At 43.3% G+C, this 21,841-nt stretch carries 26 protein-coding genes; 14 read left to right on the forward strand and 12 right to left on the reverse strand.

The annotated features are described in order from the left end of the window. Positions 1–36: 36 nt before the first annotated feature. The 5 genes from yfcE to OCU38_RS08945 all read right to left on the reverse strand — a co-directional run bounded on the left by yfcE (position 37) and on the right by OCU38_RS08945 (position 2,931). Complete coding sequence (gene yfcE / locus OCU38_RS08925; RefSeq protein WP_261822818.1) at positions 37–582, reverse strand: phosphodiesterase; 546 nt, start codon at positions 580–582, stop codon at positions 37–39. Positions 583–664: 82 nt separating this feature from the next. Continuing rightward, positions 665–1,075, reverse strand: a complete 411-nt coding sequence (locus OCU38_RS08930) for a CBS domain-containing protein (RefSeq protein WP_152819609.1) — start codon at positions 1,073–1,075, stop codon at positions 665–667. Then, entirely contained in the window at positions 1,072–1,422 is a 351-nt protein-coding gene (locus OCU38_RS08935; RefSeq protein WP_023403437.1) for a P-II family nitrogen regulator, read from the reverse strand. The genes OCU38_RS08930 and OCU38_RS08935 overlap by 4 nt, the downstream gene beginning before the upstream one ends. After that, the gene (locus OCU38_RS08940) at positions 1,412–2,209 is read right to left on the reverse strand and encodes a DUF1538 domain-containing protein (protein WP_261822819.1); all 798 of its coding nucleotides are present in this window, start codon (positions 2,207–2,209) and stop codon (positions 1,412–1,414) included. The genes OCU38_RS08935 and OCU38_RS08940 overlap by 11 nt, the downstream gene beginning before the upstream one ends. After that, positions 2,206–2,931, reverse strand: a complete 726-nt coding sequence (locus OCU38_RS08945; RefSeq protein ID WP_261822820.1) for a DUF1538 domain-containing protein — start codon at positions 2,929–2,931, stop codon at positions 2,206–2,208. Before OCU38_RS08945 ends, OCU38_RS08940 begins: the two co-directional genes overlap by 4 nt. A gap of 331 nt (positions 2,932–3,262) precedes the next feature. On the opposite strand from OCU38_RS08945, the gene OCU38_RS08950 reads away from it, so the two are divergent. The 4 genes from OCU38_RS08950 (at position 3,263) to OCU38_RS08965 (ending at position 7,076) form a co-directional block, all read left to right on the forward strand. Further along, the gene (locus tag OCU38_RS08950) at positions 3,263–4,171 is read left to right on the forward strand and encodes a TIGR01777 family oxidoreductase (RefSeq protein ID WP_261822821.1); all 909 of its coding nucleotides are present in this window, start codon (positions 3,263–3,265) and stop codon (positions 4,169–4,171) included. A 540-nt stretch (positions 4,172–4,711) separates the two neighbouring features. Then, positions 4,712–5,566 (forward strand): co-chaperone YbbN, encoded by an 855-nt coding sequence (locus OCU38_RS08955; RefSeq protein WP_261822822.1) that lies wholly within the window; start codon positions 4,712–4,714, stop codon positions 5,564–5,566. Between the two features lie 137 nt (positions 5,567–5,703). Then, positions 5,704–6,627 carry an SPFH domain-containing protein gene (locus tag OCU38_RS08960; RefSeq protein ID WP_261822823.1) on the forward strand — a complete coding sequence of 308 codons (924 nt, stop codon included), beginning with the start codon at positions 5,704–5,706 and terminating at the stop codon, positions 6,625–6,627. After that, entirely contained in the window at positions 6,624–7,076 is a 453-nt protein-coding gene (locus OCU38_RS08965) for an NfeD family protein (RefSeq protein WP_261822824.1), read from the forward strand. The genes OCU38_RS08960 and OCU38_RS08965 overlap by 4 nt, the downstream gene beginning before the upstream one ends. Before the next feature lie 67 nt (positions 7,077–7,143). Here the strand turns inward: OCU38_RS08965 and ligA are convergent, their stop codons facing one another. Continuing rightward, positions 7,144–9,171: an NAD-dependent DNA ligase LigA gene (gene ligA / locus OCU38_RS08970; protein WP_261822825.1), complete on the reverse strand. Its 2,028-nt coding sequence runs from the start codon at positions 9,169–9,171 to the stop codon at positions 7,144–7,146. Between the two features lie 78 nt (positions 9,172–9,249). Continuing rightward, positions 9,250–10,299 (reverse strand): cell division protein ZipA, encoded by a 1,050-nt coding sequence (gene zipA / locus OCU38_RS08975; RefSeq protein ID WP_261822826.1) that lies wholly within the window; start codon positions 10,297–10,299, stop codon positions 9,250–9,252. Between the two features lie 182 nt (positions 10,300–10,481). On the opposite strand from zipA, the gene cysZ reads away from it, so the two are divergent. The 5 genes from cysZ to crr all read left to right on the forward strand — a co-directional run bounded on the left by cysZ (position 10,482) and on the right by crr (position 15,240). After that, a complete protein-coding gene (gene cysZ / locus OCU38_RS08980) occupies positions 10,482–11,237 on the forward strand; it encodes a sulfate transporter CysZ (RefSeq protein ID WP_261822827.1) in 756 nt (251 codons plus the stop codon). 131 nt (positions 11,238–11,368) lie between these two features. After that, positions 11,369–12,337, forward strand: a complete 969-nt coding sequence (gene cysK / locus OCU38_RS08985) for a cysteine synthase A (RefSeq protein ID WP_152819602.1) — start codon at positions 11,369–11,371, stop codon at positions 12,335–12,337. 249 nt (positions 12,338–12,586) lie between these two features. Then, positions 12,587–12,844 carry an HPr family phosphocarrier protein gene (locus OCU38_RS08990; RefSeq protein ID WP_017029255.1) on the forward strand — a complete coding sequence of 86 codons (258 nt, stop codon included), beginning with the start codon at positions 12,587–12,589 and terminating at the stop codon, positions 12,842–12,844. A gap of 122 nt (positions 12,845–12,966) precedes the next feature. After that, positions 12,967–14,691: a phosphoenolpyruvate-protein phosphotransferase PtsI gene (gene ptsI, locus OCU38_RS08995; protein ID WP_261822828.1), complete on the forward strand. Its 1,725-nt coding sequence runs from the start codon at positions 12,967–12,969 to the stop codon at positions 14,689–14,691. A gap of 39 nt (positions 14,692–14,730) precedes the next feature. After that, a complete protein-coding gene (crr, locus tag OCU38_RS09000; protein WP_017029253.1) occupies positions 14,731–15,240 on the forward strand; it encodes a PTS glucose transporter subunit IIA in 510 nt (169 codons plus the stop codon). Positions 15,241–15,337: 97 nt separating this feature from the next. On the opposite strand, the gene OCU38_RS09005 is transcribed toward crr, so the two are convergent. Then, a complete protein-coding gene (locus OCU38_RS09005) occupies positions 15,338–16,243 on the reverse strand; it encodes a Dyp-type peroxidase (RefSeq protein ID WP_261822829.1) in 906 nt (301 codons plus the stop codon). A 16-nt stretch (positions 16,244–16,259) separates the two neighbouring features. Beyond that, on the reverse strand, positions 16,260–16,718 hold the full coding sequence (locus OCU38_RS09010) for a DUF2919 domain-containing protein (protein ID WP_261822830.1): 459 nt from the start codon (positions 16,716–16,718) through the stop codon (positions 16,260–16,262). Positions 16,719–16,795: 77 nt separating this feature from the next. Between OCU38_RS09010 and OCU38_RS09015 the strand changes: the two genes are divergently transcribed. After that, entirely contained in the window at positions 16,796–17,143 is a 348-nt protein-coding gene (locus tag OCU38_RS09015; protein ID WP_261822831.1) for a DUF2956 domain-containing protein, read from the forward strand. Positions 17,144–17,148: 5 nt separating this feature from the next. Here OCU38_RS09015 and OCU38_RS09020 read toward each other — a convergent pair whose 3' ends face one another. Further along, entirely contained in the window at positions 17,149–17,427 is a 279-nt protein-coding gene (locus tag OCU38_RS09020; RefSeq protein ID WP_023403422.1) for a winged helix-turn-helix domain-containing protein, read from the reverse strand. Between the two features lie 207 nt (positions 17,428–17,634). Between OCU38_RS09020 and OCU38_RS09025 the strand changes: the two genes are divergently transcribed. From OCU38_RS09025 to OCU38_RS09040, 4 genes are read left to right on the forward strand one after another with little or no spacing between them, the layout of a single operon-like run. Then, positions 17,635–17,985: an ArsC family reductase gene (locus OCU38_RS09025; protein ID WP_261822832.1), complete on the forward strand. Its 351-nt coding sequence runs from the start codon at positions 17,635–17,637 to the stop codon at positions 17,983–17,985. 21 nt (positions 17,986–18,006) lie between these two features. Next, positions 18,007–19,143: a succinyl-diaminopimelate desuccinylase gene (gene dapE, locus OCU38_RS09030; protein ID WP_261822833.1), complete on the forward strand. Its 1,137-nt coding sequence runs from the start codon at positions 18,007–18,009 to the stop codon at positions 19,141–19,143. A gap of 1 nt (position 19,144) precedes the next feature. Then, complete coding sequence (locus OCU38_RS09035; protein ID WP_021712019.1) at positions 19,145–19,840, forward strand: M15 family metallopeptidase; 696 nt, start codon at positions 19,145–19,147, stop codon at positions 19,838–19,840. Positions 19,841–19,851: 11 nt separating this feature from the next. Next, on the forward strand, positions 19,852–20,091 hold the full coding sequence (locus OCU38_RS09040) for a DUF2897 family protein (RefSeq protein WP_261822834.1): 240 nt from the start codon (positions 19,852–19,854) through the stop codon (positions 20,089–20,091). A 211-nt stretch (positions 20,092–20,302) separates the two neighbouring features. On the opposite strand, the gene OCU38_RS09045 is transcribed toward OCU38_RS09040, so the two are convergent. Together OCU38_RS09045 and OCU38_RS09050 are read right to left on the reverse strand one after the other, a co-directional pair. After that, complete coding sequence (locus OCU38_RS09045; protein ID WP_261822835.1) at positions 20,303–21,103, reverse strand: AraC family transcriptional regulator; 801 nt, start codon at positions 21,101–21,103, stop codon at positions 20,303–20,305. A 16-nt stretch (positions 21,104–21,119) separates the two neighbouring features. Next, positions 21,120–21,731 carry a LysE family translocator gene (locus tag OCU38_RS09050; protein WP_261822836.1) on the reverse strand — a complete coding sequence of 204 codons (612 nt, stop codon included), beginning with the start codon at positions 21,729–21,731 and terminating at the stop codon, positions 21,120–21,122. Positions 21,732–21,841: the final 110 nt, after the last annotated feature.

Raw genomic sequence — 21,841 nt, forward strand, 5'->3', positions numbered from 1 at the left:
ATTGGCTCTTTTTCGCCATGATGCAGTCTACATGGGTTAGATCTGTGTGGTAGCCAACACTTCACCCGTAAAGCTCAGCACGCTAAGTTCTGTGCCCTCTAATAACCCGTAGCTTGCCACATTGCCACCTTTCGGTATGGTCGAAGAGCCTGGATTAAACAGAATATATTCACCCATCGACTGCGCTACAGGTAAGTGCGTATGACCGTGTGCTAGTACATCACCTGACTTCAAAGGTGGCAGTTTATTTTGGTTGTATAAATGACCGTGAGTTAAAAATAAACGCTGACCGCTTTCTAGTAACACCATGGCAAAATCGCTCATTAACGGAAACTCCAACAGCATTTGGTCAACTTCGCTGTCGCAGTTGCCACGAACCGCAATAATATTATCTTTGTAGTTATTCAATAACTCAGCTACTTGCGCAGGAGCATACGCTTCTGGAACTGGGTTTCTTGGGCCGTGATTAAGCACATCGCCCAGTAGAATAAAATGCTCAGCGCCAGAGGCGAGATAGGCTTCTACAACCTTTTTTGTCGATGCAAGACAGCCGTGTAAATCAGAAGCAAAAAACAGTTTCATGGTGAATCACTCTATTATTCTATATTTTCTCAGAGTGTAACAATGCCAGTGCTTGTGCACCAGAGACAAAATGCGCTATCGCTTATTCACCTTGGTCTAATACCATGCCTTTAATAACGATGTTGTTGTAACTGACCATGCCCATCACTTTACCTTCTTGCACCACAGGTGCTCGGCTGATGCCAAAACGCTCAAACAGACGTGCACAATATTTCACGTTCATCTCTGGTGATACACACAGAGCCGGTTTGCTCATAATTTCATACACATTAGTACGCGCCGGAGATCGGTTCTGCGCCAGCACTTTTTTGGCAATATCGTTCATCAGCACCAATCCATACTCATCATCGTCATGGCGTTTATTCACAATTAATGCCTTTACTTCATTTGCTCGTGCAATGCCTATCGCTTCCTCTACTGTCATCAAACCATCAACGATAGCGTAGGTGGCCGACATCACATCCTTAACTCTTCGATTGGTTCGGCTTTTCATATTTCCTCCTCGACTATTTTGGTCAGGGTTTCCACCTGATGCGCAACCCCAACCGCATCTTCAACATCAATTTGCACCGCAATGCCCTGCCCCGACTCTTGATCAAACTCGCCAATATCACTAATTTTTTCCAGTATTCGGCGGCTAAGATGCTCTTCAACCACAAACAGCAACACGTCTTTTTGCACTTCTAAAGTCAAACCTAAGAAGGTGCGCTTTTTATTTAGCCCCTCTCCTCTGGCATTACTGATAACCGTTGCGCCAGTTGCGCCCGCCTCTCTGGCGGCATCGAGCACCGCGTCAGTTCGAATATCTTCAACAAAAGCTAATATCAATTTAAATCTCATTGGAGTCCTCCTGTTTTATCGGACGGCGCTGATTAAGCCAGCGGGTAATTTGCGCGTAAGCCATAACAGAAATAATAGGAAATAGACTGGCAAATGCGATAAGGCCAAAGCCATCAATTAAGGGGCTTCTATCTGGCACAGTGGAAGCCAGTCCTAATCCTAACGCTGTCACCAAAGGAACGGTCACGGTAGAGGTAGTCACACCGCCACTGTCATAGGCAAGGGGAATAATCATGGCTGGGGAAAGGTAGGTTTGGATAATGACCACCACATAGCCTGCGATGATGTAGTAATGAATCGGGTCTCCCGCCACGATGCGGTAACACCCTAAAGTGATGCCTATTGCCACGCCAAGTGCCACTGCTAAGCGCAAACCATTCACTTTAATACTTCCGCCTGAAACTTGATTGGCTTTAATGGCTACCGCAATCAGCGAAGGTTCCGCAATGGTGGTGCTAAACCCAATACAAAAAGCGAACAAATAGACCCAGTAATAATCAAACCATTGTAAAACGCCTATTTCAGAGAGGCGCATCTGCTGTAAAAAATGCGGCGTGGTCAACTGCATTGCCATGGTTTCACCCAATGGAAAGAGCGCCGCTTCTAACCCCACCAGAAATAGCGCCAACCCAATAATGACCAGTACAAAACCTAAAATAACAGACCATAAATTACGGATTGGTCGGCGCAACACCGCCGTTTGAAAAGCCAGTAAAATAACGGCAATCGGGAATACGTCCGTTACCGTCGAGGCGAATACATCTATGGTATTGGCTAGGCTAATCATGCTAACCACATGCCATACAGCAGAACAAAAATCATCGGTAACAAGGAAGCAAAAGCAATCAAACCAAAGCCATCCAACATAGGGTTACGACCTTTAATAGCCGAAGCAAGCCCTACCCCGAGCGCCGTTACCAATGGCACCGTAATAGTTGAGGTGGTCACGCCTCCAGAATCATAAGCAATACCAATAATGCTTTGCGGCGCAACAAAGGTCAGCAACACCACCAGCGCGTAACCACTGATGATCATGATATGAATCGGCCAACCCTTAATAATTCGGTACACGCCCAATAACAAGGCGCAACCTACCGATAGCGCCACCGTTAGCCTTAGCCGATCGGCATATTGCTGCATACTGTCAATATCCGCGTCTATTACGCCCTCTTTTGCCGCCACTTGCGCCGCTTCGGTGGCAACCGCGGTCAAAGCAGGCTCCGCAATAGTGGTGCCAAACCCTAAACAAAACGAAAAGCACAATAACCAAAACAGGCTTCCCTTTCGTGCAAAGGCTTGCGCCATAGATTCGCCAAGGGGAAACAGCCCCATATTGAGGCCAAGCACAAACAGTGTCAGCCCTAAAACCACCAGAAACATGCCAAATACAATGCTCAAAAAATACGGCAGCGGTTGCTGTAAAATCACTAACTGGAAAAATGCCACCACCAATACAATTGGCGTCAGATCTTTGGCGCTATCAATGAAAGATCGGATAAAGGCATTCATTGGCAATTCTGGCTCCTAGTAACTAAAACCCTAAGTAGCTAAGCTCTGCTACTGCTGTAAATGCTATTGCTGAAAATAAAGCGACAACCTACTCCTTCTTTGCCATCGGCTCACAAAAGCATTGATTACTGACCGAGATAAACAGCATTCTCGCTCTACTTTAACTATGGTTAACTATTCGCCAACTCGGTGTGACACACACCGCGAAATGATAGGTCTATAATTATAAGTTCACTATTCTAGGCACAAGATTGCGAATGCAACGTCTGGATGTGATACAAAAGCCTGTTGTAGTTTGGAAGTGAAATGTGAAGTAGAAGATGGAGTGGATATGCGTATTTTGATTACTGGCGGTACAGGATTTATTGGTCGCTCTTTGATCAAACAACTGATCCCTCACCAAATGACTATCTTAACTCGAGATTGTGATAAGGCCGCCGAGCAATTAAAACACGTCAATCCCAACTGCTTACAGTTTATCGATTCATTACAATCATTTAACTGCCTGTCAGAATTTGATGCTGTGATAAACCTCGCGGGTGAACCCATTGTTGATAAACGTTGGTCTGAACAGCAAAAGCAGCGCATTTGTGACAGCCGTTGGGGTTTAACACAACAACTGGTTGAGCTAATCCATCAAAGTAGCACGCCGCCTAAAGTGTTCATCAGCGGCTCTGCTGTCGGCATCTACGGCGATCAAAAACAGCTCATCGTAGATGAAAATAGCCCCTACCAAGCAAAAGGGTTTCCAAACTACGTCTGCCAAAAATGGGAAGAAATCGCCAAGCAAGCACAATCACCATCGACTCGGGTTATCACCATCCGTACTGGGATTGTGTTGGGCACGCAAGGTGGCGCACTCAATAAAATGCTTTTACCATACAAACTCGGCGTTGGTGGGCCAATCGGCGCAGGGCAACAATACATGCCATGGATTCACATTGAAGATATGGTGCGTGCTATTCAATTTTTACTTGAAACACAAACCGCGCAAGGGGTATTTAACATGGTGGCCCCTCACCCAATAACCAATAAAGAGTTCAGTCAAACATTAGCCAAAACACTATCACGACCACACGTTTTATTTACCCCCAAGTTTGTGCTCAAGTTAGCGCTAGGGGAATCAAGCTGTTTATTGTTTGACAGCGTAAAGGCTAAGCCTAAGCATTTAACCGAACTTGGCTTCACTTTTACCTATTCGCGAGTACAACCCGCATTGCAGCATTTACTGTCACATTAATCATGCGTGTTAAGAAAATTTAAACAGAAAATCGTTAATCAATAACCAAAGGTGTTCTTCTCAAGCAAAAACAACAAGTTGGCAACAATTAACCCCACAACAATGCGCTTAACTTCAAACTTTATAAAATTAATTTCATAGAATTTTCATTTAGCCATAATTTTGTAATAAACAGTGTGCAAAATATCATCTATTGCAATTAATCCTATTAAAGATTGAAGAGAACAGTATGTCTTTAAACAAGCTTAATTGGTTAAGTGTAGGGATTGTGGTACTGGTTTTAGTACTCTTGTAATCCTTATAGAAACCAAACTTATAGAGACTCAGGCCCACTCCGTTAATGTATAAAATTAACGTGATTGGCCTGAGTTTTTTCTTTTAACGTTCCATATTTCTCAGCCACACAGCATGCCTTTTCCCTAAACCACCAGTGACGGTACATTTTCTGCACATTTGCTGACTATGATTGGCACACATACCTTGAGATCGTATAAATTAACCCAATCTATTAGCGGTTATCATTAGTCTAGGGACACGTACATGCATTCAGAATTCATCGTAGAAATGAACCAGCAAAACTTCCAACAAATCTTGGAAGGCTCTATGAGCACTCCCGTTGTTGTCTACTTCTGGGCACCAATGAGCCAAGAAAGTGCGGATCTTGTTCCTCAAATGCAGCAATTGGCGCAAAAATATGCCGGAGCGTTTACACTCGCGACCCTTAACTGCGAGCAAGAACAGCAAATTGCAGGTCAATTTGGTATTCAAGCCCTGCCGACTATTGCGTTATTTAACCAAGGACAAGCCGTTGATGGATTAGGTGGCCCGCAACCGATTCAAGCTATTGAAGCCATGCTACAAAAGCACCTTCCAAGCCAAGATGAATTAAACCTACAACAAGCGCTAACCTTGCTTTCAGAGCAAAAACACAGCGAAGCCTTAGCTTTATTGAGCACTCTTCCTGAAGAACTACAAAACAAAGGCGAAATCAAATTAGCCAAAGCCGATTGTTTACTGGCAACCGCGCAGTTTACAGAGGCTGAAGCCCTGCTGGCACATATTCCGTTAGAGTACCAAGACAACTACTACAAAGGACTGCTGGCTAAACTAGAATTGCACGCTCAAGCGGCAAACAGCCCTGAGATCCAAGCATTAGAGTCGCAACTGGCAAGCGATGAAAGTAACGCTAAGATCGCCAATGAATTGGCACTGCAATACCATGAGGTAAACCGCAGTGACGAAGCACTCGCGCTGTTATGGTCATTCATAGCTAAAGATCTTGGCGCACTTGATGGTGAGATGAAAAAAACCTTTATGGATGTCTTATCAGCGCTAGGACAAGAAAACACCACAGCTAAACAATATCGCCGTCAGCTGTATTCCATTCTTTACTAGAATGCTTGCATAAACAGTGGATGATTGTTACCTAAAGCGCGAATATTTCGCGCTTTTTTTAATCTTTAAGCGCATAGAAGTGATCAAAAATAAGGTATAGTAAATTCTTCAACTACTTCATTTAGAGGAAAGTCAGCATGGATTCAACCCTCATTACTATCGTTATTTTTATCGCCTTAGTTATTATCGTTCTTGTGGCCGGTATTAAAACGGTTCCCCAAGGAAGCAACTGGACCGTAGAACGTTTTGGTCGCTATACTAAAACGCTTCATCCAGGCCTTAACCTAATCGTTCCATTTGTTGACACTGTCGGCAATAAAATCAATATGATGGAGCAAGTACTCGACATCCCTGCTCAAGAAGTCATCTCTAAAGACAACGCTAACGTCAGCATAGATGCCGTCTGTTTCGTGCAAGTATTCGATGCTTCAAAAGCCGCTTATGAAGTAAGTGCGCTTGACCATGCTATTCGCAACCTAACATTAACCAACATTCGTACTGTTTTAGGCTCGATGGAGCTAGACGAAATGTTAAGTCAGCGCGATATGATCAATACCCGACTACTCACGATTGTTGATGAAGCAACTAACCCTTGGGGCGTTAAAGTAACGCGTATTGAAATCAAAGACGTGCAACCGCCAGCCGATCTAACGGCGGCGATGAACGCGCAAATGAAAGCGGAACGTAATAAACGTGCCGACGTACTAGAAGCTGAGGGTGTACGACAAGCTGAGATCTTAAAAGCAGAAGGTCACAAGCAAGCGGAAATTCTAAAAGCCGAAGGTGAAAAACAAGCGGCCATCTTACAGGCCGAAGCTCGCGAACGTTCAGCAGAAGCGGAAGCAAAAGCAACGCAAATGGTATCGGATGCAATTGCTGCCGGTGACATGCAAGCGGTGAACTACTTTATCGCGCAAGGCTACACTGACGCACTGAAATCTATCGGCCAAGCCGAAAACGGTAAAGTGATAATGCTACCGCTTGAAGCAACTGGGCTTATGGGCTCTATTGCTGGGGTGGCTGAAATGTTTAAAACCACTAGCGACAAGGACAAAGCGTGATAGAACTACTGCAACATGTTAATCACTGGCATTGGCTAGCGTTTGGCCTTGCGTTGCTTTGTTTTGAAGTGCTGGGTACTGCGGGATACTTCTTGTGGTTAGGCATCTCTGCGCTACTAGTGGGTATTCTGCTGAGTGTTTTGCCACTCGGTTGGCAGATGCAATGGATGAGTTTTGCCAGTTTTGGCTTAGTCACTACTTGGCTATGGTGGCGATACCAGAAAAACAAAGATAAACAAGATGAGAAAACCACCACTCTCAACAAACGCTCGCAAAGCTTGATAGGTCAATTCACCACCCTTGAACAAGATTTTCCTGTCGGCAAAGGTCGTCTTAGCTTAGGAGATACGTCTTGGACTGCGGTCGCCACCGAGAGCTTTAGCTCTGGCACCACGGTGGAAGTGTATAAAGTGGAAGGGATTGTGCTCTATATTCGACAAAAAGCGTAACTTGATAATATAGAGCAAACATAACGAAATGGGGTCTTAGGCTAAAAGTCTAAGACCCCATTTTTTATTACGCGATACCGTGCTGTTGCATCAAGGCTACCAAGGCTTGTTCGTCTTGCACTTCAACCCCTAAATCTTGTGCTTTAGCCAATTTAGAACCGGCCGCTTCGCCAGCAAATAAAATGTCGGTTTTCTTTGATACGCTGCCGGTCACTTTAGCACCCAGCGTTTGTAGCGCCGCTTTGGCATCAGAGCGAGTTAATTGCGACAAAGAACCTGTTAATACCACCACTTTACCTGCAAGCGGTAATTCGCCAGCATCCGCCACTTCTTCTATTTCTGGCCAATGAATACCACTTTCAATCAGCTCAGCGATCACCTCTTGATTTCGCTGTTGAGCGAAAAAGGCTTTGATGTGCTCTGCCACAATCGCGCCTACATCAGGCACTTCGAGTAGTTGCTCAATAGTGGCGCTTTCGATGTTAGGTAACGTTTTAAAGTGCTGCGCTAAGTTCGCCGCGGTTGCCTCGCCCACTTCACGAATGCCTAGCGAATACAAAAAGCGCGCTAAGGTTGTTTGTTTGGATTTTTGCAACGCATCAATAACGTTCTGCGCCGATTTTGGTCCCATTCTTTCTAAAACGGTAATACGGCCTGCGCTGAGTTTGAAAAGATCGGCTGGGGTTTTCACCATTTCTTTATCGACCAATTGCTCAACCACTTTGTCGCCTAAGCCATCAACGTCCATCGCTTTACGAGATACAAAGTGCTTTAACGCTTGCTTACGTTGCGCTGAGCATACCAAACCGCCAGTACAGCGAGTCACCGCCTCACCTTCTGTGCGCTCTGCATCTGAGCCACACACTGGGCACACTACAGGGTAAATAATATCAACCGCATTTTCAGGACGCCTTTCTAGAACCACTCCGGTAATTTGCGGAATGACATCACCAGCACGACGAATAATTACCGTATCCCCAATGCGCACTCCTAAACGCTGAATTTCATCGGCATTATGCAAAGTGGCATTACTGACGGTTACCCCGCCGACAAATACAGGTTGCAGTTTAGCCACAGGAGTAATCGCGCCCGTGCGCCCAACTTGAAACTCGACATCGTTAAGCAGAGTCAGCTCTTCTTGAGCTGGGAATTTATAGGCAATCGCCCAGCGTGGCGCTCTAGCCACAAAGCCTAGTTGCTCTTGGCGCTCGATATCATCTAACTTGATCACCACACCATCAATTTCATAATCAAGCTGATCGCGGGTTTCTAAAATATGTCGGTAGTAAGCGATCACTTCGTCTAAAGTATCCACCTTACGCACCGCAGGACACATAGGTAAGCCCCAACCTTTTAGTTGAATAAAGCGTTGGTAATGACTTTCAACCAGTTCGCCCCCTTCTATCACCCCTACGCTATACGCATAAAACCCTAAAGGACGTTTTGCGGTAATGCGAGAATCCAGCTGACGCAGACTGCCTGCGGCGGCATTTCTTGGGTTAGCAAAGGGCTTTTCACCTTTAGCTAGCGCTTGCTCATTGATACGTTCAAAGCCTGCTTTAGGCATAAAGACTTCACCGCGCACTTCTAAGCGCGTTGGAAAGCCTTCACCTTGCAATTTCAATGGAATAGCACTGATGGTGCGTACATTTTGCGTAATATTTTCACCCGTTGCGCCATCACCACGGGTTGCTGCTTGTACCAAAACCCCGTTTTCATACATTAAGCTCACCGCTAGACCATCTAGCTTAGGCTCACAGCTGAACACGCCTAAATCATCACTATTTAAACGATCTTGCATACGCTTATAAAAAGCCTTTAGTTCATCATCATCAAATGCATTATCAAGCGATAACATCGGCACTTGATGGCTCACTTGCGTAAAGCCTGACAGTGGCGCGCCGCCAACACGTTGTGAAGGTGAATCTAAAGTAACTAATTCTGGGTTGCTTTCTTCTAATTCAAGCAGTTGACGCATCAAACGGTCATATTCAACATCGGGGATCTCAGGGCTATCCTCAACGTAATAACGCACTGCATGATAATGCAATGATTCGGAGAGCTTAGCGTGTTGTTGTTGAATAGAATCGGACATAAGGGTTTCTCAAAAATTGGGAAAAGAAAAGGCTCTTATGCAGAGCCCTTTTTTACTATTTAACTGTTAACCAGTGAACTAGATAATGTTGCTGGTTTCTTTTGGCTCTTGACGATGAACAAACTCTTGGATCTGACGTTTGTACGCGTCGATACGATCACGAGTCATCAGAGTGCGTTTATCATCTAATACGTTGCCACTTAAATTATCAGCAATCATCTGCGCGGTATGCAGCATGATCTTAAAGTTTTGCTCAGGATCGCCATAGCATGGCAAGGTCATGAAAAACGAAATCCCTTTAGTGACAAATTCCGCAGGATCGTCATGCGACAATGTGCCCGGTTTAAGCATGTTCGCCACGCTAAATAAAACCTTACCAGTACCTGCGCTATCTACATGGCGGTGATAGATATCCATAGGGCCATAATGCAAGCCATGTTGTTCCATGCTGATAAAGAGGTCGCTACCGACAAACTCTTCATTGCCACGCGCTTCAACGTGCAGTACCAGCACTTCCATCTCAGGCTCTTCAACCTTAGCAGGAGCTTCAGGAACCACTTCCACTTCTGGTTCAACTTCTGGCTCTGTTACCGTAAATGCACTATTGCTATTAAAGCCAGCATTGGCTTCATCAGTTGCACTAAACGGCGTCGTGATTGGCGCTTCAGAAGCAGGCTCTTTGGTAATAAAAGCAGACGATGGTTCATCATCGTGTTTAGAGTAAGCGTCTGAGCTAATAGTAATAGTAGGTAGCTCTTCAGGCTTCACCGTTACCGTAGGTTTAACGGTTTCTGCCGCTTGATGCGCTTTACTAAATTTATCATCTTGCGCTGTTTCTAACAGTGGGTCGCCAATATCATCATCAAAACCTGAGAAACTTGGCTCTTTTTTGTCATTCTTTGACGTTACCTTCACCACTTCAAAATCATCTTCTGCAACGGGTGCAGGTTTAACTGAATTCGCTTGAGGTGCACTTGATCCCGATAATGGCTCATCATCAAGTTTGCTCAGTGGCTTATCTGAAAATCGACCACTTTGTTCTCGTTTATTCGTCCATAAACCATGGATAAGTAGGCCCGCGATGGCTAAGACACCTACGACTATCAATACGATTCGCAATTCCTGCATTTTTTGCTCTCTGCTTTACTCTGGTGAGACACCGAGATTGGGTGACTTAAACTACTTTAACAAAACTCTGATGTAGAGTTGAACCTTTTAACAATATCTATGTACTTTATGCTGTGATTTTGAGCACGCTTTTCTTATATTAGAGCTAATCCGCTGAAAACTCAGTATTTGGGACGAATAAGATGCATCAAAAATTACACACAATGTCCGGTTTCGGTTATTTCTTTTCTGGATTTAAACTGGCTATGCAACCAGGTTTACGTCGCTATGTCTTTATGCCACTACTCATCAATATCTTATTAGTGGGCAGTGCGTTATTTTATCTATTTAGCCACCTCAATCAATGGATAGAACAATGGATTGGGGTATTACCTGAATTTTTAAGCTGGTTGAGCTACATTCTGTGGCCTTTGCTAGCCTTAACTATTTTAGCCACCTTTTCCTACTTCTTCAGCACTTTAGCCAACTTTGTGGCTGCGCCTTTCAACGGTCTATTAGCCGAAAAAGTGGAACAGAAATTAAGCCCAGAAGGCATGTTAGAGCAAAGTGTCGCCGACTTAATCAAAGATGTGCCTCGAATATTAGCTCGAGAGTGGCGAAAACTGGTCTATTTACTGCCAAAAGCCATCGGCCTGTTCCTGCTATTACTGATTCCTGCCTTTGGTCAAACTGTTGCGCCTTTTGTGTGGTTTATTTTTACCAGTTGGATACTTGCCATTCAATATTGTGACTATCCGTTTGATAACCATAAAGTCGACTTCAATTCGATGCGCTTTGCACTCAAGGCGAAACAAAGTAAAGCCTATGGCTATGGCGCTATGGTGGCCCTATTTACTTCTATCCCACTTTTAAACTTGATAATCATGCCTGTTGCCGTGTGCGGCGCAACCTTGATGTGGGTCACAGAATTCAAACAAGATCAGAAAGTTAGCTATTAGATATAACGTTTTATTCCTTTGTTAGAGCCAAGAACAGCTCTATTCTAAAGGCGTATGATTTAACTAATCAAATTACCGAATAATACAGAAACCCTAATACAATTAGCGTGTTAACCCACAAGGAAGCAAGCATGAGCAAGATTTACGATGATAATTCTCAAACTATTGGCAATACGCCTCTCGTTCGTTTAAACCGCGTCAGCAACGGCAACGTTCTCGCTAAAATTGAAGCTCGTAACCCTAGCTTCAGCGTGAAATGTCGTATCGGTGCCAACATGGTTTGGGAAGCAGAGAAATCAGGCGCACTAAAAGAAGGCATTGAACTTGTTGAGCCAACCAGTGGTAACACAGGTATCGCGCTTGCTTATGTAGCAGCAGCTCGTGGTTATAAACTGACTCTAACTATGCCTGAGTCAATGAGTCTTGAGCGTCGTAAACTTCTTAAAGCATTGGGCGCTAACCTAGTGTTAACAGAAGCGGCAAAAGGCATGAACGGCGCTATCGCAAAAGCGGAAGAAATCGTTGCAGCAAATCCTGAATCTACATTGCTTCTACAACAATTCAACAACCCAGCAAACCCTGAGATTCACGAAAAAACCACTGGCCCTGAGCTTTGGGATGCCACTGACGGTGAAATCGACGTATTGGTTTCTGGTGTAGGTACTGGCGGTACTATCACAGGTACTACTCGTTACCTTAAGAAAACAAAAGGCAAAGCAATTACTGCTGTAGCGGTTGAACCTGCTGAGTCTCCAGTCATTAGCCAAGTTCTTGCTGGCGAAGAAGTAAAACCAGGTCCACATAAGATTCAAGGTATCGGTGCCGGCTTTATTCCTGGAAACTTAGATCTTGAACTTATCGACAAAGTTATTACGGTAACTTCTGATGAAGCGATTGAAATGGCTCGTCGTCTAATGGAAGAAGAAGGTATTCTAGCGGGTATTTCTTCTGGTGCCGCCGTTGTTGCAGCAAATAAAGTTGCGGAACTTCCTGAATTTAAAGGAAAAACAATTGTAGCCGTACTTCCAAGCTCTGGTGAGCGTTACCTAAGTACCGCTTTATTTGCAGGCATATTTACTGAGAAAGAAAATCAGCAATAGCCACAAAAAAACTGTGCCCAAATCAAATTTTCAGTCAAAAAAGCCCCTTTCTGGGGCTTTTTTATTGATTAGTGGTCAGCATTTGGTAGTATTTCTAGGCTTTATTTTTTGCTTCAAAATAAAAGAAGCGATAATTTAGGCTGTAATTAAAAGTCATAAGAACTTACTCAGCCAAGGTCACGAGCCAATACATTTGTAATTGAGTCTTGGACTTCAAAACATAATCTAAATATCAACGGGGTATATCACATGTACGAGAAGCAAGTAGAAATCACTGCAGAAAACGGTCTTCACACTCGCCCAGCGGCGCAGTTTGTTAAAGAAGCTAAATCATTTGATGCAGATATCACTGTGACTTCTAACGGTAAAAGCGCTAGCGCTAAAAGCCTATTTAAGCTTCAAACTCTAGGTCTAGTAAAAGGCACTATGGTTACTATTTCTGCTGAAGGTCCACAAGCTACTGAAGCTGTTGACCATCTAGTAGCTCTAATGGATGAGCTGCACTAAGAGCCTACGTTCGATTATAAAAGCCACTTCGTTGTTATCAGCCAAGTGGCTTTATTGAAATAGACTCTGTAAAAGCTAAAAATTAGTCACCCGCCCACTATAGACCAAGTTAAGGTAAAGCTATGATCTCAGGCATTCTAGCGTCTCCAGGTATTGCTTTTGGTAAAGCACTACTTCTTCAAGAAGATGAAATCGTTCTAAACAAAAACAAAATTTCAGCCGACCAAGTTGACTCTGAAGTACAGCGTTTCTACGACGCTCGAAACAAATCAGCCGCTCAACTTGAAATCATCAAACAAAAAGCTCTTGAAACTTTTGGTGAAGAAAAAGAAGCGATCTTTGAAGGTCACATTATGCTTCTTGAAGATGAGGAACTGGAAGAAGAGATCCTTGCTCTTATCAAGAACGATAAACTTTCAACAGATTTCGCAATCTACTCAATCATCGAAGAACAAGCGACTGCGCTTGAGTCTCTAGATGATGAATACCTAAAAGAGCGTGCAACGGATATCCGTGACATCGGTACTCGTTTTGTTAAAAACGCACTCGGTATCAACATTGTTTCTCTAAGTGACATTGACCAAGAAGTCATTCTTGTTGCTTACGATCTAACGCCATCTGAAACAGCACAAATCAACCTAGATTACGTTCTAGGCTTTGCTTGTGACATCGGCGGCCGTACGTCTCATACCTCTATCATGGCACGCTCTCTTGAGCTTCCTGCGATTGTGGGTACTAACGACATCACTAAACAAGTGAAAAACGGCGATACTCTAATTATGGATGCGATGAACAACCGAATCATCGTAAACCCAACTGAAGCAGAACTAAACGAAGCGAAACAAATTCGTGATAAGTTCCTTGCTGACAAAGCAGAGCTTGCTAAATTAAAAGACCTTCCAGCAGTTACTCTTGATAACCGTCACGTAGAAGTATGTGGCAACATCGGTACTGTTAAAGACTGTGACGGTATTATCCGTAACGGTGGTGAAGGCGTTGGTTTGTACCGTACAGAGTTCCTATTTATGGACCGTACTTCTCTTCCAACAGAAGAAGAACAATACCAAGCTTATAAAGAAGTTGCCGAAGCAATGGCAGGCCAACCAGTGATCATCCGTACTATGGATATCGGTGGTGATAAAGACCTTCCATACATGGATCTTCCAGAAGAAATGAACCCGTTCCTTGGCTGGCGCGCAGTTCGTATCAGCTTAGATCGTCGTGAAATTCTACGCGACCAACTTCGTGGTATTTTACGTGCATCAGCGCACGGCAAACTAAGCATCATGTTCCCTATGATTATCTCTGTTGAGGAAATCCGTGAACTAAAAGCCGCTATTGAAGAATACAAAGCTGAACTTCGCTCTGAAGGCTTGGCATTTGATGAAAATATTGAAATCGGCGTAATGGTAGAAACACCAGCAGCTGCAGCAATCGCTCACCACTTAGCTAAAGAAGTTTCTTTCTTTAGTATTGGTACAAATGACTTAACTCAGTATACTCTAGCAGTAGACCGTGGTAATGAGCTTATTTCTCATCTATACAATCCACTATCACCAGCAGTATTAACTGTGATTAAACAGGTGATTGACGCTTCTCACAAGGAAGGTAAGTGGACTGGGATGTGTGGTGAATTAGCGGGCGACGAACGCGCAACACTTCTTCTGCTGGGTATGGGCTTAGATGAGTTCTCTATGAGCGGCATCTCTATCCCTGCAGTTAAGAAAGTGATTCGTAATGCAAACTTCTCGGAAGTAAAAGCAATGGCAGAAGAAGCTCTGCAATTGCCAACGGCCGCAGAAATCGAAGCGCACGTAGCGAAATTTATCGCGGATAAATCAAACTAATAATATAATTTAATAGAATAAACTGCTTAGGAGCATGTAATGGGTCTGTTTGACAAACTTAAGAAGCTGGTATCGGACGAAGGCAACGCTGCAGGTTCAATCGAAATCATTTCACCACTATCTGGCGAAATCGTTAACATTGAAGATGTGCCTGATGTAGTTTTCGCTGAGAAAATTGTTGGTGACGGTATTGCTATCAAGCCAACTGGCAACAAAATTGTTGCTCCAGTGAATGGTACTATTGGTAAAATTTTTGAGACCAACCATGCGTTCTCTATCGAATCAACTGACGGTATTGAACTATTCGTTCACTTTGGTATCGACACTGTTGAACTTAAAGGTGAAGGTTTCACTCGCATCGGTTCTGAAGGTCAAGAAGTTAAAGCTGGTGATACTATCATCGAGTTTGATCTTGCATTCCTAGAAGAGAAAGCGAAATCTACTTTGACTCCAGTTGTTATTTCTAACATGGATGAAATCAAAGAACTGAACAAACTTTCTGGCGCAGTAACTGTAGGTGAAACTCCAGTACTACGTGTAACTAAGTAACTTCTACTTAGATTCAAGTGATTAAAAACGCAGCCAATGGCTGCGTTTTTTTATGCTTGTAAATCAGCAACTCCTCAACGGAAGAGTGCTTATTCGTTTAAGCCACCACTAAGTTTTTTAGCATAGTTTGGCTAGGAGCAAAGAAGTATGCGCCTGTTACCGCTTTAGTGTAATCAAGCAGCTGATCGGTCTTGCCGTCTACTTGGCCATACATGCTTTCTAGCATTGCAGTAAAGTTATGTACGGTTTTACAGTAAGCGATAAACAGCAAACCGTGCGGGCCAGAAACCGTGCCGTATGGCAGGCTGTGACGAACGATTTTAAGGCCTTTGCCTTCTTCTTTAATATCTACTCGGCCAACGTGTGATTGCGCCGCCACATCGTCTAGCTCAACAGAATCTTCTTTGGTGCGACCTACGATTTTTTCTTGCTGTCCAACTGACAATTTATTCCATGCCGGTAAGTTGTGCTCAAAGCGCTGCACCATGATGTAACTGCCACCAGCAAATGTACCTTCAGGAATCAAAGCTACTTCTGCTCTTTCTTCGCCTTCTGGGTTCTCAGTGCCGTCAATAAAGTCAGTCATATCACGAGAATCAAGGTAACGATAAGAATAAGTTTCATCAACAATCGTCACTTCTTCAGACACTTCTGACATCAGTTTGCGTAGCAAATAGAAATGCAAGTCATGACGGTGAGAGTGACAATGCAAAAGCACGTCTACCTCGGTACTTGGGGCAATTTGATCATCACATTCAAGCACAGGGAATGGTACAAGTTCACTTGGAACTTCTTCAGAAATGCTGCTACTCCAAAACTGATGAGAAAATGCAATGCTGGTTGCTAGAGTCGCACCCGGTTGGTTTGCGTTGATTTCCTCAACCCAACCATCTACTTTTTGTAGCGCTGTTAATACTTTGTTTTTATCGCCCGTGACCTTCATAAGGACATATAAAGCAAATGGGCTTGGCTCTGGAATTATAGCCGCTTGAGGTTGAATCATAATTACTCCGTTCAAACTAGTTATCGGAAATACTTTGGAAACAGTCTTTTACTCGTCGACTATTAAATAGATAAATGATTATCCAACTTAAGCCAACAACAGAGAGGGCACTCCCCCAACTAAACTGACCATCTTGTAGTGATATATAATGCAACTCTAACGCGAGTTGCGAAACGCTAAGCAGAATGGAAACAGCTCGTCCTAATCCAATCAACTTATTTAACCAATGTCTGTCTGGATTTCTGAGCCCTATCACCCACATGAGTAATAAACTAGGAATACCCATACACATCATCATGTATAAACTGGATGAATTTGGATAGATCATCGCCAGTATATCACTGCCGCGATCTTTAGTTACTCCAGCCAAAGCAAACACTATCCATCCACGAGCCAAAAACAGCCAACATAACCACAACCAAAACGGTGCTTTTAGATAGCCATTTTTATCATACTCTTCAATCAGGTACCGCACACTACTCACTTTATATTGAGGCATTTATTTGTATTTAAAGGCATAATTAACCTCAAATCTTTACTTACTAAACGCTTATGAAGAACAACAATACAACTGTATCATCCCAAACCCAGCAACAAGCTATGCAAGTAGCTAAGGCAACCCAAAAACCGGGGCAAACTAAAGAGCAAACCAAGCTGATTGCTCAAGGAATCGAAAAGGGTATCGCTGAATATAAAAAGCGTCAAAAACAGAAATCACGAGACGCCGATAAACTTAAAAAACAAAACCTTAAGAAAAAACAACAGCAGTTATCAACGCCAGACAATACGCCATCTGCTCAAGATACCGTATCAACCGCTAAGTCGAACCGACTGCCTTGGGTTTTGTTGGTCATTAGTTGGGTAGGATTTATTGCCTATACCCTACTCACCTCGCACTAATAACGCTAAGAAAGGTGTGAAACAATTGTTGTTGTATTACCAGCAACCCACTCTTCATCCAATGGTCCCCAATCTGAAACCTGATAATAGCCGTCATTATGGCGGCGACCATCTTGGATAAAACACAATGATACCCCGATCCCAGGCAATGCTTTTAACACGTCTTGGATTGTACGGCGAGGCCAACCAGTATATTCCACCAATTTAGGGACATTTGGACGCTCCATACTTGCGACCAAATGCGCAAGATATAAACGACGAGCAAAAACAGGATTGAGTTCCATTGCTACCTCCAAAAATAATTTAACAATTATTGCGAATATCTAAGATAGGAACTTGCGTCTGATCAAATAACCGCAACTTATGTCCATATTCATCTGTTTTTCTATTCTTGTTTCTCGTTCTGCACAAACTCAACTTGACTTAGTGATACACCGCGCCGGAATTGTTTGATAGGATTCTACTTTCGATAAACGCACTAAGGACAGACGATGAGCGTAATTATGTATGGTATCCCCAACTGCGATACCATAAAAAAAGCCAAGAAATGGCTGCAAGAACATCAAATCGAATTCACATTTCATGACTACCGTAAACAAAGTATCACCAGTGACATGGTTAGCGAGTTTTGTGACCATTTAGGCTGGGAGTTGGTGTTAAATAAACACGGTACCACCTATCGTCAACTGGATGATGAGCAAAAACAATCTCTCAATCATGACACTGCCATCACTCTTCTAGTAGAACATCCTGCGATGATTAAACGCCCTATCATTCGTGTTGGTGAACAACTGCATATTGGCTTCAAAGCCGATCAATATGACCGTATTTTTAACGTTTAATCCCCATATTAAGGAAATAGGATGAACTCCAGTCCCGTTTTAGATTTAGCTATCGATCTTATCAGCCGTCAGTCTGTCACTCCTGAAGATGCAGGATGCCAACCATTAATGATTGAACGCCTCAAAGCACTGGGCTTTGAAATTGAAATTATGCACTTTGACGACACCCTTAACCTTTGGGCTCGTCGAGGCACACAAGCACCACTATTTACCTTTGCTGGACACACAGACGTTGTGCCTGCGGGTAACTTAAACGACTGGAACACGCCACCGTTTGAACCTACTGTCGTTGATGGCTATCTATATGGTCGTGGCGCAGCCGATATGAAAGGCTCACTGGCCTCTATGGTCGTCGCGGTAGAGCGTTTTATTGCCGAGCATCTTGATCACAAAGGCTCTATTGCCTTTCTTATCACCTCTGATGAAGAAGGCCCGTTTATCAATGGCACAACGCGCGTTATCGACACGCTAACTGAGCGCAACGAAATCATTGATATGTGTATTGTCGGCGAACCTTCAAGCACAGATTATGTGGGTGATGTAGTGAAAAACGGCCGTCGCGGCTCTTTCACTGGTGAGCTAACCGTAAAAGGCATTCAAGGCCACGTTGCCTACCCGCACATTGCCAAAAACCCGATTCACCACGCCCTGCCAGCGCTAACGGAACTGACGCAAATTGAATGGGACAACGGTAATGAGTTTTTCCCGCCAACGAGTTTCCAACTGCCAAACCTAAACGGCGGCACTGGCGCGAGCAATGTGATTCCGGGTGAAGTACACGCCATGTTTAACTTGCGCTACAGCACTGAAATCCACCACGAACAAATCAAAGAGCGTATCTATGAAGTCTTAAATAAATACGACTTTGATTACGATATTAAGTGGACCTTAAACGGCGAACCTTTCCTAACCGATACGGGCGATCTGCTTACTGCTGTAGTTGATGCGGTCACTACCGTAAATGGTAAAGCGCCACAACTATTGACCACTGGCGGCACCTCTGACGGTCGCTTCATCGCTAAAATGGGCGCGCAAGTGATTGAATTGGGGCCAGTCAACGCCACCATTCATAAAGTGAACGAGTGCGTAAAAGCCGAAGATTTAGACCTGTTAGCAGATATGTACCAAAACGTATTGGTTAACCTACTAGGAAAGTAACATGAATGAGACTAGCGATTGGACCCAGCAGCAATTAACCGGTATTGATGAGTCACACCTTACCGCTATCACTATTGATAAGCGTGAGATAAAGGTTCATCAAGCCGTTAGTGAAGCTCTTTTATCGCTAGTTCATCATGCGGCGCAACACGGCTTTGAATTGAGTATCGCCAGTGGTTTTCGCGATTTTGAGCGACAAAAAATGATTTGGAATAACAAGTACCTAGGCGTGCGACCTATTCTAGACATTAATGGTGATCCTCTCGATGCTCATTCTCTTGCCCCATTGCAACGCATTCATGCCATTTTACGGTGGTCAGCACTGCCTGGGGCAAGCCGTCATCATTGGGGCTGTGACTTTGACCTCTATGCAAAGAACCTGCTTCCAGAAGGCATACAGCTACAACTAGAGCCTTGGGAATACTTACAAGGGCATCAAGCGCCCTTTTATGAGTGGCTACTCACTCACGCTCCACAGCACGGCTTCTTTTTCCCCTACGCCAAAGACAAAGGCGGCGTTGCAGTAGAACCGTGGCACCTAAGCCATCAAGCCACCTCTGACAAAGCATTAGCTACCTTCAACAGCCAAATGCTTGCTGATATTTTGCGCCTTAATCCCATAGAAGGTAACAACGAGGTATTAATGCACCTCGATAAGATCTACACTCAATATGTCAGCAACATCACCACTTCGTAGGACGGTCACTCATGCTCGTAGACCTATTATTTAACCCTTGGGTCATTATTTTCATCGCCGTTAGCGTCGTAGCGGGCAACATAGCCGCGCTCAAATACACCGCCAATATGAAAGTAGGCACTATGTCTAAACAGCAAAAAGACGACATAGAAAAGCTAAAACAGCTCGATGCCGAACGTCAAAAACAGACCAATAAGAACTTGAAAGATAAGAGCTCAGTGGATGGTGACTCGGAAAGTGGGGATGAGTGATTTTGTTAACAATGGGGTTATTTACAGATTACATGCCTACAGTCATAAGGTTAGATATTGTTAGTTCGCCAAATGAAAAGTAGATACTAGTTTATATGGCACTGATCAGTTACATCACACTTTCAACGCAATAAGCGCTGAAAAACCATTCTATATTTAATCAATTTCGGAAAAATCAGCTCTCATAAAAAGAGGCGCAAGCTAATCTGACTCAACCTTTGTATTGAGCAGGAGTAACGGCTACTAACTTTTTGAAATTACGATGAAAGTGACTTTGATCATTGAACCCCAATTCAGTAGCAACAGACACAATATTATGCCCTTTTTTTAGTAATACCTTTGCTTCATTTATCCGCATAGCAATTTGCATGGCATGAGGGGTTATCCCATACGATTTCCGAAATGAATGAATCAAGTGGTATTCACTTAAACCAGAGTGTTGAGCAATCTCTTTGATTGAGATGTTGTTTTTAAAATTATCACTAATAAAGCGGTGAGCCTTGGTAATATTTACTTTTGTTAGGTTCAGTTCGTCAATATCTAGGGCGTTGGAGTTGAGAAATAAATTGGAGAAAAATGCAATGCTTTCTTCCTCTACTTTCATTTGATCAACATTGTTTATAATTGAGTCTGCCAATAATTGAAACTGCTGGTAGAGTTCTGCGGAGTTAGTATGGATAATTGAGAATGGTATGAATTTTTTTGACGGATTATCTACTACCATAGATTGGATATGACCTAACCACTTCGGGCATACATACAACATTTTATAACTCCAATTCGTATCTGGAGTGGGATTACATGAATGCACTTCCAATGGATTCACTATAACAAGAGAACCCATTTCAATTTTACTTTCTATGTTGTTATTAAAATAATCACTTTGACCACAGTCTACCGATCCAACAGAAAACTCTTCATGAGTATGTTTGCCATAGCATGCGTTTGTATTTTTGGAACAACGCAGTTCTATTGGGGTTACATTGGATCGAAAAAATCGCTGTTTAGCCATATCAACTAATACTATTTCAACTAGATATAAAGAAAGTATATAGAACGGTTATCCCTAGTAGTAGTCCCATAGAGAGATTAAATAGTCTGAACTGCTTAGGCGTATCTATCATGGAACTGATGGTAATCCCTAGTAGTGCCCACACTGAAATCGATAGGTAGCAAACAACAAAGAATATCCCACAGAATAAAAGTAATACCTCTAGTCCTGTGTTTTGCCCCGTATAAAAAACTGAAATACCAGCAAGAGAAACAATCCATGCTTTAGGGTTGAGCCACTGACACATCATCCCCTGTAAAAGTGATGGTGCTGCGTTGCTTTCTACTGACCCTTTACTTTTAATGGTCGATTCTTGTGTAGTCACTTTATAGGCGAGATATAATAAAAAACCTCCTCCTATATACGTCATCCCCTTTGCTAAATAAGGAATCTCTGTCATAAATTGCGATAATCCAAAACCTAGCAAAAACAAAATGGATACAAACCCAAAAGTTGCACCCGTGATATGAGGTATCGTGCGGATATATCCATAATTTGCGCTGGTTACAGTGGCTAAAATATTTACAGGGCCTGGCGAAATTGAAGTGACCAAGGCAAAAGTCGCCATCGCTACTAGTAGTGAAATCATTGTGTAGTCCTTTGTACAATTAAATGCACTACACAATAAAACGGCTTTTAGCATCAATATTGTACAAAACTGCTATTTATTGCCCTAATTATTGAATAATAAAAAGGGTT

It is taken from the genome of Vibrio neonatus, assembly GCF_024346975.1.
Lineage (GTDB): Bacteria > Pseudomonadota > Gammaproteobacteria > Enterobacterales > Vibrionaceae > Vibrio > Vibrio neonatus.

Bases quoted from the DNA above. Each gene is read 5' to 3' on its own strand.
- yfcE (WP_261822818.1), bottom strand. From the start codon at position 582: ATGAAACTGTTTTTTGCTTCTGATTTACACGGCTGTCTTGCATCGACA.
- OCU38_RS08930 (WP_152819609.1), bottom strand. From the start codon at position 1,075: ATGAAAAGCCGAACCAATCGAAGAGTTAAGGATGTGATGTCGGCCACC.
- OCU38_RS08935 (WP_023403437.1), bottom strand. From the start codon at position 1,422: ATGAGATTTAAATTGATATTAGCTTTTGTTGAAGATATTCGAACTGAC.
- OCU38_RS08940 (WP_261822819.1), bottom strand. From the start codon at position 2,209: ATGATTAGCCTAGCCAATACCATAGATGTATTCGCCTCGACGGTAACG.
- OCU38_RS08945 (WP_261822820.1), bottom strand. From the start codon at position 2,931: ATGAATGCCTTTATCCGATCTTTCATTGATAGCGCCAAAGATCTGACG.
- OCU38_RS08950 (WP_261822821.1), top strand. From the start codon at position 3,263: ATGCGTATTTTGATTACTGGCGGTACAGGATTTATTGGTCGCTCTTTG.
- OCU38_RS08955 (WP_261822822.1), top strand. From the start codon at position 4,712: ATGCATTCAGAATTCATCGTAGAAATGAACCAGCAAAACTTCCAACAA.
- OCU38_RS08960 (WP_261822823.1), top strand. From the start codon at position 5,704: ATGGATTCAACCCTCATTACTATCGTTATTTTTATCGCCTTAGTTATT.
- ligA (WP_261822825.1), bottom strand. From the start codon at position 9,171: ATGTCCGATTCTATTCAACAACAACACGCTAAGCTCTCCGAATCATTG.
- zipA (WP_261822826.1), bottom strand. From the start codon at position 10,299: ATGCAGGAATTGCGAATCGTATTGATAGTCGTAGGTGTCTTAGCCATC.
- cysZ (WP_261822827.1), top strand. From the start codon at position 10,482: ATGCATCAAAAATTACACACAATGTCCGGTTTCGGTTATTTCTTTTCT.
- cysK (WP_152819602.1), top strand. From the start codon at position 11,369: ATGAGCAAGATTTACGATGATAATTCTCAAACTATTGGCAATACGCCT.
- OCU38_RS08990 (WP_017029255.1), top strand. From the start codon at position 12,587: ATGTACGAGAAGCAAGTAGAAATCACTGCAGAAAACGGTCTTCACACT.
- ptsI (WP_261822828.1), top strand. From the start codon at position 12,967: ATGATCTCAGGCATTCTAGCGTCTCCAGGTATTGCTTTTGGTAAAGCA.
- crr (WP_017029253.1), top strand. From the start codon at position 14,731: ATGGGTCTGTTTGACAAACTTAAGAAGCTGGTATCGGACGAAGGCAAC.
- OCU38_RS09005 (WP_261822829.1), bottom strand. From the start codon at position 16,243: ATGATTCAACCTCAAGCGGCTATAATTCCAGAGCCAAGCCCATTTGCT.
- OCU38_RS09015 (WP_261822831.1), top strand. From the start codon at position 16,796: ATGAAGAACAACAATACAACTGTATCATCCCAAACCCAGCAACAAGCT.
- OCU38_RS09020 (WP_023403422.1), bottom strand. From the start codon at position 17,427: ATGGAACTCAATCCTGTTTTTGCTCGTCGTTTATATCTTGCGCATTTG.
- OCU38_RS09025 (WP_261822832.1), top strand. From the start codon at position 17,635: ATGAGCGTAATTATGTATGGTATCCCCAACTGCGATACCATAAAAAAA.
- dapE (WP_261822833.1), top strand. From the start codon at position 18,007: ATGAACTCCAGTCCCGTTTTAGATTTAGCTATCGATCTTATCAGCCGT.
- OCU38_RS09035 (WP_021712019.1), top strand. From the start codon at position 19,145: ATGAATGAGACTAGCGATTGGACCCAGCAGCAATTAACCGGTATTGAT.
- OCU38_RS09040 (WP_261822834.1), top strand. From the start codon at position 19,852: ATGCTCGTAGACCTATTATTTAACCCTTGGGTCATTATTTTCATCGCC.
- OCU38_RS09045 (WP_261822835.1), bottom strand. From the start codon at position 21,103: ATGGCTAAACAGCGATTTTTTCGATCCAATGTAACCCCAATAGAACTG.
- OCU38_RS09050 (WP_261822836.1), bottom strand. From the start codon at position 21,731: ATGATTTCACTACTAGTAGCGATGGCGACTTTTGCCTTGGTCACTTCA.